General features: G+C 74.7%; 15 protein-coding genes and 1 pseudogene. 10 read left to right on the forward strand and 6 right to left on the reverse strand.

Translation table 11 applies throughout. The annotated features are described in order from the left end of the window. The first annotated feature begins 141 nt into the window (after nucleotides 1-141). Entirely contained in the window at nucleotides 142-507 is a 366-nt protein-coding gene (locus tag L6E17_RS29650) for an MmcQ/YjbR family DNA-binding protein (RefSeq protein WP_236243720.1), read from the forward strand. Nucleotides 508-519: 12 nt separating this feature from the next. Here the strand turns inward: L6E17_RS29650 and L6E17_RS29655 are convergent, their stop codons facing one another. Continuing rightward, nucleotides 520-1,140: an L-threonylcarbamoyladenylate synthase gene (locus tag L6E17_RS29655; RefSeq protein ID WP_236243721.1), complete on the reverse strand. Its 621-nt coding sequence runs from the start codon at nucleotides 1,138-1,140 to the stop codon at nucleotides 520-522. Nucleotides 1,141-1,681: 541 nt separating this feature from the next. On the opposite strand from L6E17_RS29655, the gene L6E17_RS29660 reads away from it, so the two are divergent. The 9 genes from L6E17_RS29660 to L6E17_RS29700 all read left to right on the forward strand — a co-directional run bounded on the left by L6E17_RS29660 (nucleotide 1,682) and on the right by L6E17_RS29700 (nucleotide 8,895). Next, a complete protein-coding gene (locus L6E17_RS29660; protein WP_236243722.1) occupies nucleotides 1,682-3,325 on the forward strand; it encodes a hypothetical protein in 1,644 nt (547 codons plus the stop codon). Then, nucleotides 3,297-3,845, forward strand: coding sequence for a hemerythrin domain-containing protein (locus L6E17_RS29665; protein WP_236243723.1), 549 nt, complete (start codon nucleotides 3,297-3,299; stop codon nucleotides 3,843-3,845). The genes L6E17_RS29660 and L6E17_RS29665 overlap by 29 nt, the downstream gene beginning before the upstream one ends. Continuing rightward, nucleotides 3,842-4,990, forward strand: coding sequence for a hydrogenase expression protein HypE (locus L6E17_RS29670; RefSeq protein WP_236243724.1), 1,149 nt, complete (start codon nucleotides 3,842-3,844; stop codon nucleotides 4,988-4,990). Before L6E17_RS29665 ends, L6E17_RS29670 begins: the two co-directional genes overlap by 4 nt. Beyond that, complete coding sequence (locus L6E17_RS29675) at nucleotides 4,987-6,786, forward strand: nickel-dependent hydrogenase large subunit (RefSeq protein WP_236243725.1); 1,800 nt, start codon at nucleotides 4,987-4,989, stop codon at nucleotides 6,784-6,786. The genes L6E17_RS29670 and L6E17_RS29675 overlap by 4 nt, the downstream gene beginning before the upstream one ends. Then, nucleotides 6,779-7,354, forward strand: coding sequence for a NifU family protein (locus L6E17_RS29680; RefSeq protein ID WP_236243726.1), 576 nt, complete (start codon nucleotides 6,779-6,781; stop codon nucleotides 7,352-7,354). The genes L6E17_RS29675 and L6E17_RS29680 overlap by 8 nt, the downstream gene beginning before the upstream one ends. Continuing rightward, nucleotides 7,351-7,962 (forward strand): DUF5947 family protein, encoded by a 612-nt coding sequence (locus L6E17_RS29685; protein WP_236243727.1) that lies wholly within the window; start codon nucleotides 7,351-7,353, stop codon nucleotides 7,960-7,962. Before L6E17_RS29680 ends, L6E17_RS29685 begins: the two co-directional genes overlap by 4 nt. Nucleotides 7,963-7,975: 13 nt before the next feature. Continuing rightward, a complete protein-coding gene (locus L6E17_RS29690) occupies nucleotides 7,976-8,182 on the forward strand; it encodes a hypothetical protein (protein ID WP_236243728.1) in 207 nt (68 codons plus the stop codon). Between the two features lie 44 nt (nucleotides 8,183-8,226). Beyond that, nucleotides 8,227-8,379, forward strand: a complete 153-nt coding sequence (locus tag L6E17_RS29695) for a hypothetical protein (RefSeq protein ID WP_236243744.1) — start codon at nucleotides 8,227-8,229, stop codon at nucleotides 8,377-8,379. Between the two features lie 78 nt (nucleotides 8,380-8,457). Beyond that, on the forward strand, nucleotides 8,458-8,895 hold the full coding sequence (locus L6E17_RS29700; protein WP_236243729.1) for a hydrogenase maturation nickel metallochaperone HypA: 438 nt from the start codon (nucleotides 8,458-8,460) through the stop codon (nucleotides 8,893-8,895). A 121-nt stretch (nucleotides 8,896-9,016) separates the two neighbouring features. Here the strand turns inward: L6E17_RS29700 and hypE are convergent, their stop codons facing one another. The 5 genes and pseudogenes from hypE to hypB all read right to left on the reverse strand — a co-directional run bounded on the left by hypE (nucleotide 9,017) and on the right by hypB (nucleotide 14,644). Next, nucleotides 9,017-10,006, reverse strand: coding sequence for a hydrogenase expression/formation protein HypE (gene hypE / locus L6E17_RS29705; protein ID WP_236243742.1), 990 nt, complete (start codon nucleotides 10,004-10,006; stop codon nucleotides 9,017-9,019). A 73-nt stretch (nucleotides 10,007-10,079) separates the two neighbouring features. After that, a complete protein-coding gene (hypD, locus tag L6E17_RS29710; protein ID WP_236243730.1) occupies nucleotides 10,080-11,204 on the reverse strand; it encodes a hydrogenase formation protein HypD in 1,125 nt (374 codons plus the stop codon). Then, nucleotides 11,201-11,524 carry a HypC/HybG/HupF family hydrogenase formation chaperone gene (locus tag L6E17_RS29715; RefSeq protein ID WP_236243731.1) on the reverse strand — a complete coding sequence of 108 codons (324 nt, stop codon included), beginning with the start codon at nucleotides 11,522-11,524 and terminating at the stop codon, nucleotides 11,201-11,203. The genes hypD and L6E17_RS29715 overlap by 4 nt, the downstream gene beginning before the upstream one ends. Before the next feature lie 15 nt (nucleotides 11,525-11,539). Beyond that, nucleotides 11,540-13,925: pseudogene (gene hypF, locus L6E17_RS29720) on the reverse strand (carbamoyltransferase HypF). Further along, a complete protein-coding gene (gene hypB, locus L6E17_RS29725; protein ID WP_236243732.1) occupies nucleotides 13,922-14,644 on the reverse strand; it encodes a hydrogenase nickel incorporation protein HypB in 723 nt (240 codons plus the stop codon). Before hypB ends, hypF begins: the two are co-directional and overlap by 4 nt. Between the last annotated feature and the right edge of the window lie 115 nt (nucleotides 14,645-14,759).

Below are 14,759 nucleotides of genomic sequence, written 5' to 3' on the forward strand. Positions count from 1 at the left end.
ACGTGCGCCCGCGTGCGCGCAGACGCCGTACCTCTGTTATCAGACCGCGGCGCGGCCGCGCTGATCCCCGTCACCGGAACGGGTGGCACCGCGCGGACAGCGCCGAAGGGCGGTGTCAGAGGCCGCCGCTAGCGTGACGGCATGATCGATGCCGAGGTGGTCCGCCGTGTCGCCCTGTCCCTGCCCGAGACCGCGGAGAAGGAGGCCTGGTCCATGCCCACGTTCCGCGTGGCGGGCAGGATGTTCCTGACGGTTCCCGACGACGAGACGTCGATCGCCGTGCGCTGCCCGAAACTGGAGCGTACGGAACTCATCGCCGCCGAACCGGAGAAGTTCTGGGTCCCGCCGCACGAGGCGGGGTCCGCGTGGGTGCGGGTGCGGCTCGCCGCACTGGAGGACGTCGACGAACTGCGGGACATCGTCGTGGACTCCTGGCGGCAGGCCGCACCGCCCCGGCTGGCCGAGCAGCACCCCGGCCTGCGCCCCGGCGGGGTCGCCGGCGGCTGAGGCTAGCTGAGGCTACTCGAAGCGCGCCGGATCCCCCGCCCCCCGGCGGACGATCTCCGGGACGCCGCCCGAGAAGTCGACCACGGTGGTCGGCGCGGTGCCGCAGTCGCCGCCGTCGACCACGGCGTCCAGCACGTGGTCGAGCCGGTCCTTGATCTCCCAGCCCTGGGTCATCGGCTCCTCCTCACCGGGCAGCAGCAGGGTGCTCGACACCAGCGGCTCGCCCAGCTCGGCGAGGAGGGCCCGGGTCACCGCGTGCTCGGGGATCCGCACCCCGACCGTCTTCTTCTTCGGGTGCTGCAACTGGCGCGGCACCTCCCGGGTCGCGGGCAGGATGAAGGTGTAGCGTCCCGGCGTCGCCGCCTTCAGCGTGCGGAACACGTCGTTGTCGAGCTGCACGAACTGCCCCAGCTGCGCGAAGCTCTCGCACACGAGGGTGAAGTGGTGCCGGTCGTCCAGGTCGCGGATGGTGCGGATGCGCCCCAGCGCCTCCCGGTTGCCCAGCCGGCAGCCCAGCGCGTAGCACGAGTCCGTCGGATAGGCGACGAGCGCACCGGAGCGGATCAGGTCGGCCACGGTGACGATCAGGCGCCGCTGGGGGTCGTCGGGGTGCACATCGAAGTACTTCGCCATCGCCCGAGCCTACGCCCTCCGGGCCCGCGCCGTGCCGTCCCCGCTGCCACCGCGCTCCGCCGGACCCGCGGCGCCCCGCGGACGCCGGTGCGCGGCGGCGGCCGTCGGCAACCCCACGGACCCGCAGCCGCGGACGGACGGAGCCCGACCGCGCATCACGCCGGGCCGCCGCGCGGTGGGCACGCGGTGCAGGCAGGCCGCCTGCACCGGCGGGAAGGCGCCCCAGCCGTCCGGGGCCCGCGCCTCCCCGCGGCGGCGCGCCGCCGCGGTGACCCGGACTGCGCCCCGGACTGCGCCCCGGACGGCGCGCCGCAGCGCGCGTGCGGCAGGCGGGCGCGCACCCCCGCGCGGCACCGGCCGCCGCGGCCCGGAACCCCGGATGGCCGACGCCCGCCGGGGCCGCGTTCCGGCGTGTTCGTGCAGGCAGCGGCGCCGCCCGCGGCCCGCCCGCGCCCGCCTGGACGGGCCGCGGGGCGTGAACGGTGTGAGCCTGGTGGAAGACATGGCCGCGGTTCGGCGGCCACGAGGAGGCGCAACGCGGATGACGGACGATCCCACCGACGCCGGGGCGGCAAGGGCCGCGCGCACGCAGGACGGCTTCACGGCCCTGCGCGCCGTCGCCGACGCCGTCCTCTACGAGGGCTACCTCCTCTACCCGTACCGCCGCTCGTCGCCGAAGAACCGGGTGCGCTGGCAGTTCGGCGTGCTCGCCGCCCGCCCCTGGGCCGAGGCCGCCGGGCCGGGCGCGGGTCCGGCCGGGGTGTCGGGGGCCGCGGACGCCTGGTACCAGCAGACCGAGTGCCTCGTGCGGGCCGAGCCCGCCGCGTGCGTGCGGATCCGGCTGCGCCACCTCCAGCTCCAGCGCAAGCAGGTCGAGCGGCCCGACGGGCAGGGCGGGCACCGGCCCGTGGAGTCCCTGGACAGCGGCGGCACCGTCCACCTCACGTTCGACGAGGCGGTGCCCCGCGAGACCGGTGTGGCCGTCACCCTCGGCGACCTGCTCGCCGGGGAGCGCGCGTACGAGGCCGGGTGGCCCGGCGGCGAGGACACCGAGCCGCTGCCGGACGGCGCCGGGCGGGTGGTGCGGCGTCGGTGGCCCGTCGGCGCCCGGCTCCTCGTGCGGGCCGAGGAGCAGGCCGGTTCGCCCGGCCTGTACCGGCTGTGGATCCGTACCGAGAACACCGGCTCCGAGCCCGGCCCCGACGCGCCCCGCGAGACGGCCCTGCGGTACGCCCTCCTCGCCACCCACACGCTCGTCGGCGGCGAGGGGCTGGAGTTCCTGTCCCTCGCCGACCCGCCCGCGCAGGCCGCGGACGCCGCCCGGCAGTGCCGGAACGTGCACACCTTCCCCGTCCTGGGCGGCCCCCCTGGGACCAGTGGCCTCCTGCTGTCGTCGCCGATCATCCTCTCCGACCACCCGCAGGTGGCGCCCGAGAGCCCCGGCGACCTCCACGACGCCGCCGAGATCGACGAGATCCTCACCCTCCGCACGATGCTGCTGACCGACGACGAGAAGCGCGAGGCCCGCGCCACCGACGCCCGGGCCGCCCGCATCCTCGACCGGGTCGACTCCATGCCGCAGGAGGTCTTCGAGCGGCTGCACGGCGCCATCCGCTCCCTGGAGCCCGCGCCCGCCCGCAGTGCGGCCCCGTGGTGGCAGGAGGGCGGCGACGACGGGCTGTCCCCGACCACGGACACCGTCCTCGTCGACGGTGTGCCCGTGACCGGCGGCAGCCGCGTACGCCTCAGGCCCAGCGGGCGGGGCGCCGACGCCCACGACATGTTCCTGGCCGGCCGCACCGCCCGCGTGGCGGCGGTCTTCCACGACGTGGACGGCAGCGTGCACCTGGCGGTCACCGTCGACGACGACCCCGCCGCCGAACTGAACGCCTGGTACGGCCGCCACTACTACTTCCGCCCCCACGAGCTCGAACCGCTCGGCACGGCCCGCCCCGACGGCCCGCCGGGCGACCGGCTCGCCCGCGCAGGGCGCGCACCCGACGGCCCGCCGGGGCCTGGCGGGCTCGAACCGCTCGACCCGCCCTGGCCCGACGGCTCCGGCCCCCGCGGCCGGCCCGCCCACGCGGGCCCCGCACCGGGCGGCCCGCTCGGACCGGACAGGCCCGAACCCCTCGACCGGGAGGAGAGGCGAGGCGATGGACGCCCTCGAACTGTCGGCGCATGACCACCGCATGGTGGAACAGCTCTTCCGCGACCACCGGGCCGCGGCCTCCGGCACCCAGCGGCGGGCCGTCGTCGAACTGCTCGTCCGCGAGCCCTCCCAGCACGCCGCCCTGGAGGAGCCGATGGTCCACCCGCTCGCCAAGGACGTCCTGCCCGACGGGCAGCGGGAGGTCGAGCGGCACCTCGGCGAGCACCTGGCCGTCAAGAAGACCCTCCTGGCGCTGGACCGACGCGCAGCGGGCGGCGAGCGGACCGACGGCCTCGTCGACGAGCTGCGCGCGGACAGGGAGGAGCACGTCAGGGAAGAGGAGGAGGACTTCATGCCGCGGCTGCGCGGCGCCGTGTCGCAGCAGGACCTGGACGACGAGCTCGGCGCCCTGCTCGACGAGGCCAAGCAGACCGCCCCCACCCGGCCGCACCCGCACGCCCCCGAGGAGCCGCCCGCGCCGGCCCTGGCCGCGCCGGTGGCAGCGGCGTACGACCGGCTCCGAGACCGACTGCAGGGAAGGCCGAGGACATGACCACCGACGCCGGCACCACCGAAGTGAGCCGACAGCCCGAATCCGGGCCGCGGCCGGACGGATTCGACGAGGTCCACATCCTCTGGATCTCCGAAGGCATGAGCTGCGACGGCGACACCGTCTCCCTCACGGCGGCCGGACAGCCCGCCATCGAGGACATCGTGCTCGGGCTCGTCCCGGGCCTGCCGAAGGTGAACCTCCACAACAAGGTCCTGTCGCCGAGCCTGGGCGGCGAGGACTTCCTCGCCCCGTACCGGGCCGCGGCCCGCGGCGAACTCGCCCCGTTCATCCTCGTCATCGAGGGCTCCGTCCCGAACCAGAACATCATCGAGGGCGACGGCTACTGGACCTCCTTCGGCAACGACCTGGAGACGGGGGAGCCCCTCACCCTCAACTGGTGGATCGACCAGCTCGCCCCGAAGGCGTGGGCCGTGGTCGCCGCGGGCACCTGCGCCGCGTACGGCGGCATCCACGCCATGGCGGGCAACCCCACCGGCAGCATGGGCCTCGCCGACTACCTGGGCTGGGACTTCAGGTCCCAGGGCGCCCTGCCCGTGGTGAACGTGCCGGGCTGCCCCATCCAGCCGGAGAACTTCATGGAGACCCTGGTGTGGGTGCTCCACCACGCCGCGGGCTCCGCGCCGCCGCCCCCGCTCGACGCCATGCTGCGCCCGCAGTGGATCTTCGGCAAGACGGTGCACGAGGGCTGCGACCGCGCCGCCTACTACGAGCAGGGCGACTTCGCCAAGGACTACAACTCGCCCAAGTGCGAGGTGAAGGTGGGCTGCTGGGGCCCCGTGGTGAACTGCAACGTCCCGAAGCGGGGCTGGATGTCCGGTGTCGGCGGCTGCCCGAACGTCGGCGGCATCTGCATCGGCTGCACCATGCCCGGCTTCCCCGACGCGTTCATGCCGTTCATGGACGAGCCCCCCGGCGGCAGCCTCTCCTCGATGCTCATCAGGCCGTACGGCGCGGTGATCCGGCGGCTGCGCGGCATCAGCAACATCGCCGCCAACCGCGAACCCCGCTGGCACCACAACAAGTCCGAACTCACCAGCGGCTACGACCCGTACTGGCGCCCGGACCACACCCCCCGAGACCGCGGACGACACCCGCGAGCCACGACACGAGGAACGCACACATGACGCAGACGGAGGACCGGATCGGGGCCGGGGAGCGGAAGCCCGCCCAGATCATGGACATGTCCTGGGACCCGATCACCCGCATCGTCGGGAACCTGGGCATCTACACCAAGATCGACTTCGCCAACCGCGAGGTCGTCGAGTGCCGCAGCACCTCGTCGCTCTTCCGCGGCTACTCGGTGTTCATGAAGGGCAAGGACCCGCGTGACGCCGGGTTCATCACCTCCCGCATCTGCGGCATCTGCGGCGACAACCACACCACCTGCTCCGACTACGCCCAGCAGATGGCCTACGGCGTCAAGCCGCCGCCGCTCGCCGAGCACATCGTCAACCTCGGCGAGGCGGCGGAGTACATCTTCGACCACACGATCTTCCAGGACAACCTCGTCTTCGTGGACTTCTGCGAGGCGATGGTGAAGTCCACCAACCCCGGCGTCCTGGCAAGGGCCGAGCAGACGCAGGCACCGCGCGGCGACATCCACGGCTACCGGACCATCGCCGACATCATGCGCAGCTTCAACCCCTTCGAGGGCGAGACCTACAAGGAAGCCCTCAAAGTCAGCCGCGTCACGCGCGAGATGTTCTGCCTCATGGAGGGGCGCCACGTCCACCCGTCGACGCTGTACCCCGGCGGCGTCGGCACGATGCCCCAGCCGACCGCGTTCACCGACTACCTGTCCCGGCTCATGCGGATCCTGGACTTCGTCAAGCAGGCCGTGGCGATGAACGACGACGTCTTCGACTTCTTCTACGAGGCCCTCCCCGGGTACGAGGAGGTCGGCCGGCGCCGCATCCTCCTCGGCTGCTGGGGCGCCTGGCAGAACCCGGACGTCTGCGACTACCGCTACGAGACGATGAGCGACTGGGGACGGGCCATGCACGTCACCCCCGGCATCGTCGTCGACGGCGAGCTGCGCACCAACGACCTCGTCGACATCAACCTCGGCATGCGCATCCTCCTCGGCAGCTCCTACTACGACGACTGGGCCGACGAGCCGCCGTTCGTCACGCACGACCCGCTCGGCAACCCGGTCGACATGCGCCACCCGTGGAACCAGACCACCGTCCCCGTCCCGCAGAAGCGCGACTTCGACAGCAACTACAGCTGGGTCATGAGCCCCCGCTGGTACGACCGGAAGAGCGGCGAGCACCTCGCGCTCGACACCGGCGGCGGCCCCCTCGCCCGGCTGTGGTCCACGGCGCTCAACGGCCTGGTCGACTCGCAGTACGTCAAGGCCACCGGGCACAGCGTCCGGATCACCCTGCCGCGCAGCGAGAAGCTCCCCGAGACCACGCTGGAGTGGGAGATCCCCCGGTGGAGCAACACCATCGAACGGGACCGGGCCAGGCCCTACTTCGTCGCCTACGCCGCCGCCATGGCCTTCGAGTTCGCCGAGAAGGCGATGGGCCTGGTCCGGGCCGGCGAGACCAAGGTGTTCGAGAACTTCGAGGTGCCGGACGAGGCCATCGGCTGCGGCTTCCACGAGGCGGTCCGCGGCGTCCTCTCCCACCACCTGGTGATCAAGGACAAGAAGATCGCGAACTACCACCCGTACCCGCCCACCCCGTGGAACGCCAGCCCCCGCGACAGCTACGGCACCCCCGGGCCGTACGAGGACGCGGTGCAGGGCCAGCCCATCTTCGAGGAGAACGGCCCCGACGACTTCAAGGGCGTCGACATCATGCGGACCGTCCGCAGCTTCGACCCGTGCCTGCCCTGCGGCGTCCACATGTACCTCGGCCAGGGCACCACCCTCCGCAAGGTCCACTCTCCCACCTACGGCGGCGGGCATGGCTGACCGGGAGCGGCTCGACGCCGCGGCGGTCGCGGACCGGCTGGCCCGCGTCGACGACCGGCTCGGCCGCGTCGAGGCGGCGCCGGGCCCCACCTCCGACGCGGCACTCCACGCCGTACGGGCCCTCACGGAGGTCTACGGGGAGGCGCTGGCACGCGTCCTCGACCACGCGGACCCGCAACTGACCGCGGCCCTGACGGCCGACGAACTCCTCGCCCACCTGCTGGTGCTGCACGACCTGCACCCCGACCCGGTGGACCGCCGCGTGGCGGACGCCGTCGAGGCGCTGCGGCCCGCCCTGCGCGAACAGGGCGGCGACATCTCCCTGGAAGGCGTCGAGGGAGGCGTCGCCCGGGTGCGGCTGAGCACGGGCGGCGGCTGCGGATCCGGCTGCGGCACGGGCGGCGCAGGCGGCGGGGTGGAGGAGGCCGTCCGCGAGGCCGTCCTCGCCATGGCACCGGAACTGACGGACGTACAGGCCGTACCGGACCGCGGCGCCGCAGCACCCGCCTTCGTCCCGCTGGCGACCCTGACCCGCCGCCCGGCCCCCGTCCCGCAGGAGACGCCATGACCGGCGGAGCCCTCGCCCGGCTCATCCGCTCGGCCGGGGAACCCGCCCCGCCGGAGCCCGTGCCCGGCGAGCACTGCGACCTGTGCCAGGAGCAGGTACCCGACGAGCACCGCCACCTGTACGACACCGACGGCGGCGAGGTCCTGTGCGCCTGCCGCGCCTGCTCCCTGCTCTTCGCCGGCGAGGAGGCCGCGCAGGGGCGCTACCGGCTGGTGCCGCAGCGCCGCGTCCGCCTCCCGCCGGTCGACACGACCGCCCTGGGCGTGCCCGTCGGCCTGGCGTACTTCGTGCCCGCCGCCGACGGCACGGTCACCGCCCACTACCCGAGCCCCGCCGGGGCGACGCGCTGGGAGGCGGACCCGGCGGCCTGGGCCGCAGTCGTGGCGGACTGCCCCGCCCTGCGCGAGCTGCGCCCCGACGTGGAGGCGCTGCTCGTCAACACGGCATGGGGGGCGCGCCGGCACTGGATCGTCCCGGTCGACGACTGCCACCGCGTGGTGGCCATCGTCCGCCGGGAGTGGCGGGGGATGTCCGGCGGCGACCGGGTGTGGCCCGCCGTCGAGCAGTTCTTCGCCGGACTGGAAACGAGCGAACCGACGACCACGTGAGGAGCGGACGGCCATGGGCAGGATCAGGGTCGGCAAGCCCCAGGTGAAACCCGACACCCCGTCGCACGTACCCGGACTCCACGAGGGCAACAAGGGGCCGTACAAGCGCCAGGTCGGCCACCACAAGGACGGCACCGCCGACGCGCGGCGGTCCACCGGCGTCAACTGGCGCCGCCACGACGCGATCTTGAAGATCATGCCGAACATCCCCCCGGGATGACCGGGCGGAAACAGCGCGGCGGCAGCGCCACAAGGAGGAGAATCGTGATCACAGCGAGACGGGTGCTCATGGCGGAGGCGGCGGTGGCCGGCGGGCTGCTGCTCGCCGTGCTGATCCGCGAGATCCCCGGGATGAGGCGGGAGGCGAAGATCTGGCGGATGGCCGGACTCCGCTCGCGCTCCCGCCACCCCCGCTGAACCGGCACCCACCCCCGGGGGCGCCGGCACCGCGAACCGCCGGACCGCCCCCGGCCACCACTTCCGGAGCACCCGCCCATGCACGAACTGTCCATCGCCTCCGCCATCGTCGAGCGCGCGGCCGAGGTGGCGCAGGCCCACGGCGGCGGTGCCGTGTCGGCCGTGACCGTCCGGGTGGGCGAACTGTCCGGCGTCGTGGCGGACGCCCTGGCGTTCTCCTTCGAGGTGGTCCGCGAGGGCACCCCGCTGGCCGCCGCACGGCTGCTGGTCGAAGAGGTACCCGCACGGGCCCACTGCGGCCCCTGCGGCACCGCGTTCGACGTCGGCTGCCCGCCGCTGTTCTGGTGCCCCCGCTGCGACCGTGCCGCCCCCGAACTGCTGAGCGGCCGCGAACTGGACATCACCGGCGTGGAGCTCGCCGACCCGGCCGACCCGCGCCCGGCGGACACCGCCCCCGCGCCGCCACCGCCGGAGCCGGCCGCCTCCGCGACCAAGGGCGGTCCGCCCCGGCCCTGACGCAGGCCTCCCACCAGCGGCCGACGCCCACGCGGCGCCCTGCCCGCGGCTGCGCGACGCGCGAACCCGGGCATGACGCGGGCCCGCTGCCGTGCGCCGGCAGCGGGCCCGCGTCAAGCGGTCAGCAGATCCGGGGCAGCTGCTCCCCGAGCGGCAGGTCCACCACCCGCGAACCCCCCAGTCCCGTGGCGGCCACCACCATGCCCGGGTGGTCGGCGACGCACTCACCGATCAACGCCGCGCCCGCGCCCTGCGGATGCGCCCGCATCGCCGCCAGCACCGCGTCGGCCGCGGGCCGCGGCACGAAGGCGACCAGCCGCCCCTCGTTGGCCACGTACAGCGGGTCCAGCCCCAGGAACCCGCAGGCGTTCGCCACCGCCTCCGGCACCGGCACCGCGCGCTCCTGGAGGCGGACACCGGTGCCCGAGGCACGGGCGATCTCGTTGAGCGAGGCCGCGAGGCCGCCCCGGGTCGGGTCGCGCAGCACGTGCAGGTCCGGGCACACCTCCAGCATCGCCGCCACCAGACCCGCCAGCGGCGCCGTGTCGCTGGCGATCTCCACGCCGAACTCCAGCCCCTCCCGCACGCTCAGGACGGCCACGCCGTGCATGCCGATCGGGCCGCTGACGATCACCGCGTCGCCCGGGCGCGCCCGCCGCGGGTGGATGTCGACCCCGTCAGGGACGATGCCGATCCCGGACGTCGTCACGTACACCCCGTCGCCGTGCCCCGACTCGACCACCTTCGTGTCGCCCGTGGCCACCACCACGCCCGCGGCGGACGCGGCCGCGCCCATCGCACGCGCCACCCGGTCGACGACCGCCAGCTCCACGCCCTCCTCCAGGACGAACGCCGCCGACAGCCACGCCGGCCGCGCCCCGCTCATGGCCAGGTCGTTGACGGTGCCGTTGACGGCCAGGTCCCCGATGCTGCCGCCGGGGAAGAACAGCGGCTGCACCACGTACGAGTCGGTGGAGAACGCCAGGCGCGCACCGCCCGGTTCGAGCACCGCCGAGTCCCCGAGGCCGGACATCAGGGCGTTGCCGTACGCCGGGGCGAAGACCTGCTCGACCAGCTCGGCCGACAGCGCCCCGCCCCCTCCGTGCCCCATGACGACGACCGGCTGGTCGCGCAGGGGCGCGGGGCAGGTCCAGTCCGCGGGATCGACGACCGTCTCAACCGTCTCAGCCAACGGGGTTCATCTCCTTGCGGTCCGCGGGGCGTTCCATCCGGCGGTAGAGGTGGTAGGCCGCGCAGGCGCCCTCACTGGACACCATCGTGGCGCCCAGGGGCGTGCGCGGCGTGCACAGCGTCCCGAACGCCGAGCACTCCGTCGGCTTGATCAGACCCTGGAGCACCTCGCCGCTGCGGCACACGGCGGGCTCCTCCGTGCGGATGCCCGCCACGTCGAAGCGGTGCTCGGCGTCGAAGTCGCGGAAGGCCGCGGTGAGCCGCCACCCGCTGTCCGGGATGACGCCGATACCCCGCCAGGACCGGTCCGTCACCTCGAACACCTCCTCGATCATGCGGAGCGCCGCCGGGTTGCCCTCGACCCGCACGGCCCGCTCGTACGCGTTCTCCACCCGGTGCTCGCCCCGTTCGAGCTGGCGCACCGCGCGGCGTACGCCCTCCAGGATGTCGAGCGGCTCGAAACCGGTCACGACGATGGGCACGCGGTGCCGCTCGGCCAGCTCCGGGTACTCCGCCGTGCCCATCACGCTGCACACGTGCCCCGCCGCCAGGAAGCCCTGCACCCGGCACGCCGGCGCCGTCATGATCGCCTCGACGGCGGGAGGCACCCGCACGTGCGAGACCAGCAGGCTGAAGTTGCGCAGCCCCAGGCGCCGCGCCTGGTGGACGGCCATGGCGTTGGCGGGCGCGGTCGTCTCGAAGCCGATCCCGAAGAACACCACCTCGCGGTCGGGGTGGCGGCGGGCCAGCTCCAGCGCGTCCATGGGGGAGTACACCACCCGGACGTCCCCGCCCTCGCCCTTCACCCGGAACAGGTCCCTGCCGGTGCCCGGCACCCGCAGCATGTCACCGAACGAGCAGAAGACGACCCCGGGCCGGGACGCGATCTCCAGCGCCTTGTCGATCAGTTCCAGCGGGGTGACGCAGACCGGGCAGCCCGGCCCGTGGATGAGTTCCACCTGCTGCGGCAGCAGCTGGTCGATGCCGTGGCGGATGATCGAGTGCGTCTGCCCTCCGCACACCTCCATCAGCGCCCACGGCCGGGTCACCGTCGCGTGGATCTCGTCCAGCAGCCTGCGCGCCAGCCCCGGGTCGTTGAACTCGTCGATGTACCTCACCGTGCCCCTCCCTCGCCGGCGACCGGCGCGGCGCCGGGCACGGGGGCCCCCGCCTCCGCCGCCGCCCGGTCCCAGGCGTCGCCGAACTCCTCGTCGAGCAGCCCGAGCTGCCCGAACAGCTCCAGTGACGCGCGGGCCGACGCCTCGTCCAGCCGCTGCAACGCGAAACCGACGTGCACGATCACGTACTCACCGACCGCGACGTCCGGCACGTACTCCATGCAGACGCTCTTCTGCACGCCTCCGAAGTCGACCAGTCCGGTCAGCGGATCCGTGCCGCCGTCGACGGCCACCACCCTTCCGGGCACCGCAAGACACATGCGCTTCCTCGCTCCTCAGTCCGACGTACGACGGCCCGGCGGCCACCGCAGGGGTTCGCGTGCCGCCACGACGAGCTGGCCGAGGGCCAGCCCGCCGTCACCCGGCGGGACCTCGCCGTGCCGCAGCACCGTGAAGCCGTGCGCCGCCAGCCCGTCCGTGCACGCCCCGTCCAGCAGGGCGTTGGCGAACACCCCGCCCGTGAGGGCCGCGGTCGCGACCCCCGTCGCCAACCGGGCGCGCCGGCAGAGCTCCACCACCGCCGCGGCCACACCGCGGTGGAAGCGTGCGGCGAGCACCTCCACGGGCACGCCCCGGCGCAGATCGCCGACCAGGGCCGCCAGCACCGGCGCCGGGTCGCAGCGCAGCGCCCCCGCAGGACCGCCGCCGAACCCGAACGCGTACGCACCGGTGTCGGCGTGCCAGGCGCGCGCCGCCGCGGCCTCCAGCTCCAGCGCGGCCTGCGCCTCGTAGCCGGACCGGTGGCACAGGCCCACCAGCGACGACACGGCGTCGAACAGGCGGCCCATGCTCGACGTGGCCACACAGCCGAGACTCCGGTCCAACTGCCTTTCCAACACGGAGAGTTCCGCGCCCGGGCAGGCAGCCGTGCACGGCAGGTCGGGGTCCCACGGCAGCCCGGCGGCCCGTAGCCGCGCGAGCGCCGTCCGGCACGGGTTGTGCACCGCCGCGTCACCGCCGGGCAGCAGCGCGGGCGCCAGGTGCGCGAACCTGCGGTAGCCGGCGTAGTCCGCGAGCAGCACCTCGCCGCCCCACACGGTGCCGTCGTCGCCGTGGCCGGTCCCGTCGAAGGCCACGCCGATCACCGGCGACGACCCGTCGAGCCCGTGTTCCGCCATGGCGGACGCGATGTGCGCGTGGTGGTGCTGCACGCGCACCAGGCCGCCCGCCCCGCAGGACGGCAGCGCGTCGGCGTGGCGGCGCGCCCACCGGGCCGAGTGGTAGCCAGGGTGCCGGTCAGCGGCCACGACCCGGGGGGCGACTCCGGTGAGCCGGCGCAGATGCCGCTCCGCGCGGGCGAACGCGTCCAGGGTGGCGAGGTCCCCCATGTCGCCGATGTGCGCCGAGAACCAGGCGTCGTGCCCGGCGCCGAAGCACAGCGTGTTCTTCAGGTCACCGCCCACCGCCAGAGCCGGGCGCAGCGGTACCGGGACGGGCAGCGGGCGCGGGACGTAGCCGCGGGAGCGGCGCAGCACCACGACCGTGCCGTCCGGCCGGACCCGCAGGACGGAGTCGTCGCACGGCGCCTGGACGGGCCGGTCGTGGGTGAGCCAGGCGTCGGCCATCCCCCGCAGCCGCGTCAGGGCCTGCCGGTCGTCGGTGACGATCGGCTCCCCGGAGACGTTCCCGCTGGTCATCACCAGCAGCCGGGGCCCCGGCGGGTCCCCGGGCAGCCCGAACAGCAGATGGTGCACCGGCGTGTACGGCAGCAGCACCCCCAGGTGCGGGCTGCCCGGGCACACGCCGTCCGCGAGCCGCAGCCGCCCGGCGCCCGGCTCCCTGGGCCGGACGAGCACGATCGGGCGGTGCGGGCCCGTCAGCACCGCCCGCTCAGCGTCGGTGAGGTCCGCGATCTCCGCGGCCGCGTCCAGGTCGGCGCACATCACCGCGAACGGCTTGCCGCCGCGGGCCTTGCGCGCCCGCAGCGCGGCGACGGCCCGGGCGTCGGCCGCGTCGCACGCCAGGTGGTAGCCGCCGAGGCCCTTCACGGCGACGATCCGGCCGGCCGCCAGCATCCGGCGGGCCCCCGCCAGTGCCTCCGCGCCCCGGGCGGGCCCCGTCCCCCGCCCGGGGCGGGCACCAGGCGCAGCCGCGGGCCGCAGTCCGGGCACGCGACCGGCTGGGCGTGGAACCGCCGGTCGCCCGGGTCGCGGTACTCCGCCGCGCACGACCGGCACAGCGCGAAGCCCGCCATGGTGGTCGCCGCCCTGTCGTAGGGCAGCGACGCGGCGATCGTGAAGCGGGGGCCGCAGTGGGTGCAGGTGACGAACGGGTGCCGGTGCCGCCGGTCCGCCGGGTCGCGCAGCTCCCGCAGGCAGTCGTCGCAGGTCGCGGTGTCCGGCGGAAGCAGGGTGCGGCGGCGCCGCCGCGCTCCGAGGGCCGGATCGCGAACCCCGGCCCGTCCCCGGCAGGCGGCACCTCGTCCGCCCGTACGGTGCTGACGGCGGCCAGCGGCGGCGGTTCGGAGGCCAGCCGCGCCTCGAACGCGGCGAGCGCTCCGGGCGGCCCCTCCGCTTCGATGACGACGCCGTCGTGCGTGTTGCCCACGAAGCCCGCGAGGCCCAGCTCGGTGGCCAACCGGTGCACGAAGGGCCGGAATCCGACGCCCTGCACCACGCCCCGCACCAGCAGCCGGCGCCGTGCGACCGCCGCAGTCGTCACGCCGCGCCCTCCGGGACGGGGTGCACGTGCGGCCGCCCCACCAGCGGCGGCCGGTGCCGCCCGGCGCCGTCGCGGACAGCGAGGACCCGCTCCAGCAGCACGTCGGCGCCCTCACCGGTGCGTGCGCAGGAACGCACGATCTCCACCCCGGGGTTCACCTGCCGCACATGCTCCGTGAAGGCCCCCTCGTCGAACCCGGCCGCCTCGGCGAGGTCCGTCTTGGTGAGCACGACCAGATGCGCGGACCCGAAGGCCGTCGGGTACTTCAACGGCTTGTCCTCGCCCTCGGTGACCGCCATGAGGACGATCCGCAGCTCCTCGCCGAGGTCGTAGGCGGCCGGGCAGACGAGGTTGCCGACGTTCTCCACGAACAGCAGCGCCGTGCCGGGCGGCAGCCAGCCCGTCAGGTGGCCGCGGACCTGGTCCGCTTCCAGGTGGCACAGCCCGCCCGTGAGGAGCTGCTTCACCGGGGCGCCCGACCGGGCCAGGCGCCGGGCGTCGTTCTCGGTCGCCAGGTCCGCGGTGAGCGCCGCCACGGGGAGCCCGCGGTCGACGGCCCGGCGCAGCACCAGCCCCAGCAGCTCCGTCTTGCCGCTGCCGGGGCTGGACAGCAGGTTCACCGCGGTGACCCCCTGCGCCGCCAGATCGTCCCGCAGGGTGGCGGCGAGGCCGTCGTTCTTGGCCAGGACGGCCTGGGTGACTTCGACGGACCGGCACATGGCGGTGCTCCTTCGCTCGGGTTCCTCGTCGGGGGGTCGGTCCCTACCGATACTGGGCGCCGGGGGCGCGCATCCCCGGGGACGGGACGAGACGGGGGCCCGAGATTCCACCGGG

Origin of the sequence: Streptomyces sp. CC228A (assembly GCF_021390935.1) — a bacterium.
Lineage (GTDB): Bacteria > Actinomycetota > Actinomycetes > Streptomycetales > Streptomycetaceae > Streptomyces.

Excerpts from the sequence above, each read along its gene's own strand:
- L6E17_RS29660 (WP_236243722.1), top strand. The coding sequence starts at position 1,682 with ATGACGGACGATCCCACCGACGCCGGGGCGGCAAGGGCCGCGCGCACG.
- hypE (WP_236243742.1), bottom strand. The coding sequence starts at position 10,006 with ATGGGGCACGGAGGGGGCGGGGCGCTGTCGGCCGAGCTGGTCGAGCAG.
- L6E17_RS29700 (WP_236243729.1), top strand. The coding sequence starts at position 8,458 with ATGCACGAACTGTCCATCGCCTCCGCCATCGTCGAGCGCGCGGCCGAG.
- L6E17_RS29655 (WP_236243721.1), bottom strand. The coding sequence starts at position 1,140 with ATGGCGAAGTACTTCGATGTGCACCCCGACGACCCCCAGCGGCGCCTG.
- L6E17_RS29665 (WP_236243723.1), top strand. The coding sequence starts at position 3,297 with ATGGACGCCCTCGAACTGTCGGCGCATGACCACCGCATGGTGGAACAG.
- L6E17_RS29680 (WP_236243726.1), top strand. The coding sequence starts at position 6,779 with ATGGCTGACCGGGAGCGGCTCGACGCCGCGGCGGTCGCGGACCGGCTG.
- L6E17_RS29690 (WP_236243728.1), top strand. The coding sequence starts at position 7,976 with ATGGGCAGGATCAGGGTCGGCAAGCCCCAGGTGAAACCCGACACCCCG.
- L6E17_RS29685 (WP_236243727.1), top strand. The coding sequence starts at position 7,351 with ATGACCGGCGGAGCCCTCGCCCGGCTCATCCGCTCGGCCGGGGAACCC.
- L6E17_RS29670 (WP_236243724.1), top strand. The coding sequence starts at position 3,842 with ATGACCACCGACGCCGGCACCACCGAAGTGAGCCGACAGCCCGAATCC.
- L6E17_RS29675 (WP_236243725.1), top strand. The coding sequence starts at position 4,987 with ATGACGCAGACGGAGGACCGGATCGGGGCCGGGGAGCGGAAGCCCGCC.
- L6E17_RS29715 (WP_236243731.1), bottom strand. The coding sequence starts at position 11,524 with ATGTGTCTTGCGGTGCCCGGAAGGGTGGTGGCCGTCGACGGCGGCACG.
- L6E17_RS29650 (WP_236243720.1), top strand. The coding sequence starts at position 142 with ATGATCGATGCCGAGGTGGTCCGCCGTGTCGCCCTGTCCCTGCCCGAG.
- hypB (WP_236243732.1), bottom strand. The coding sequence starts at position 14,644 with ATGTGCCGGTCCGTCGAAGTCACCCAGGCCGTCCTGGCCAAGAACGAC.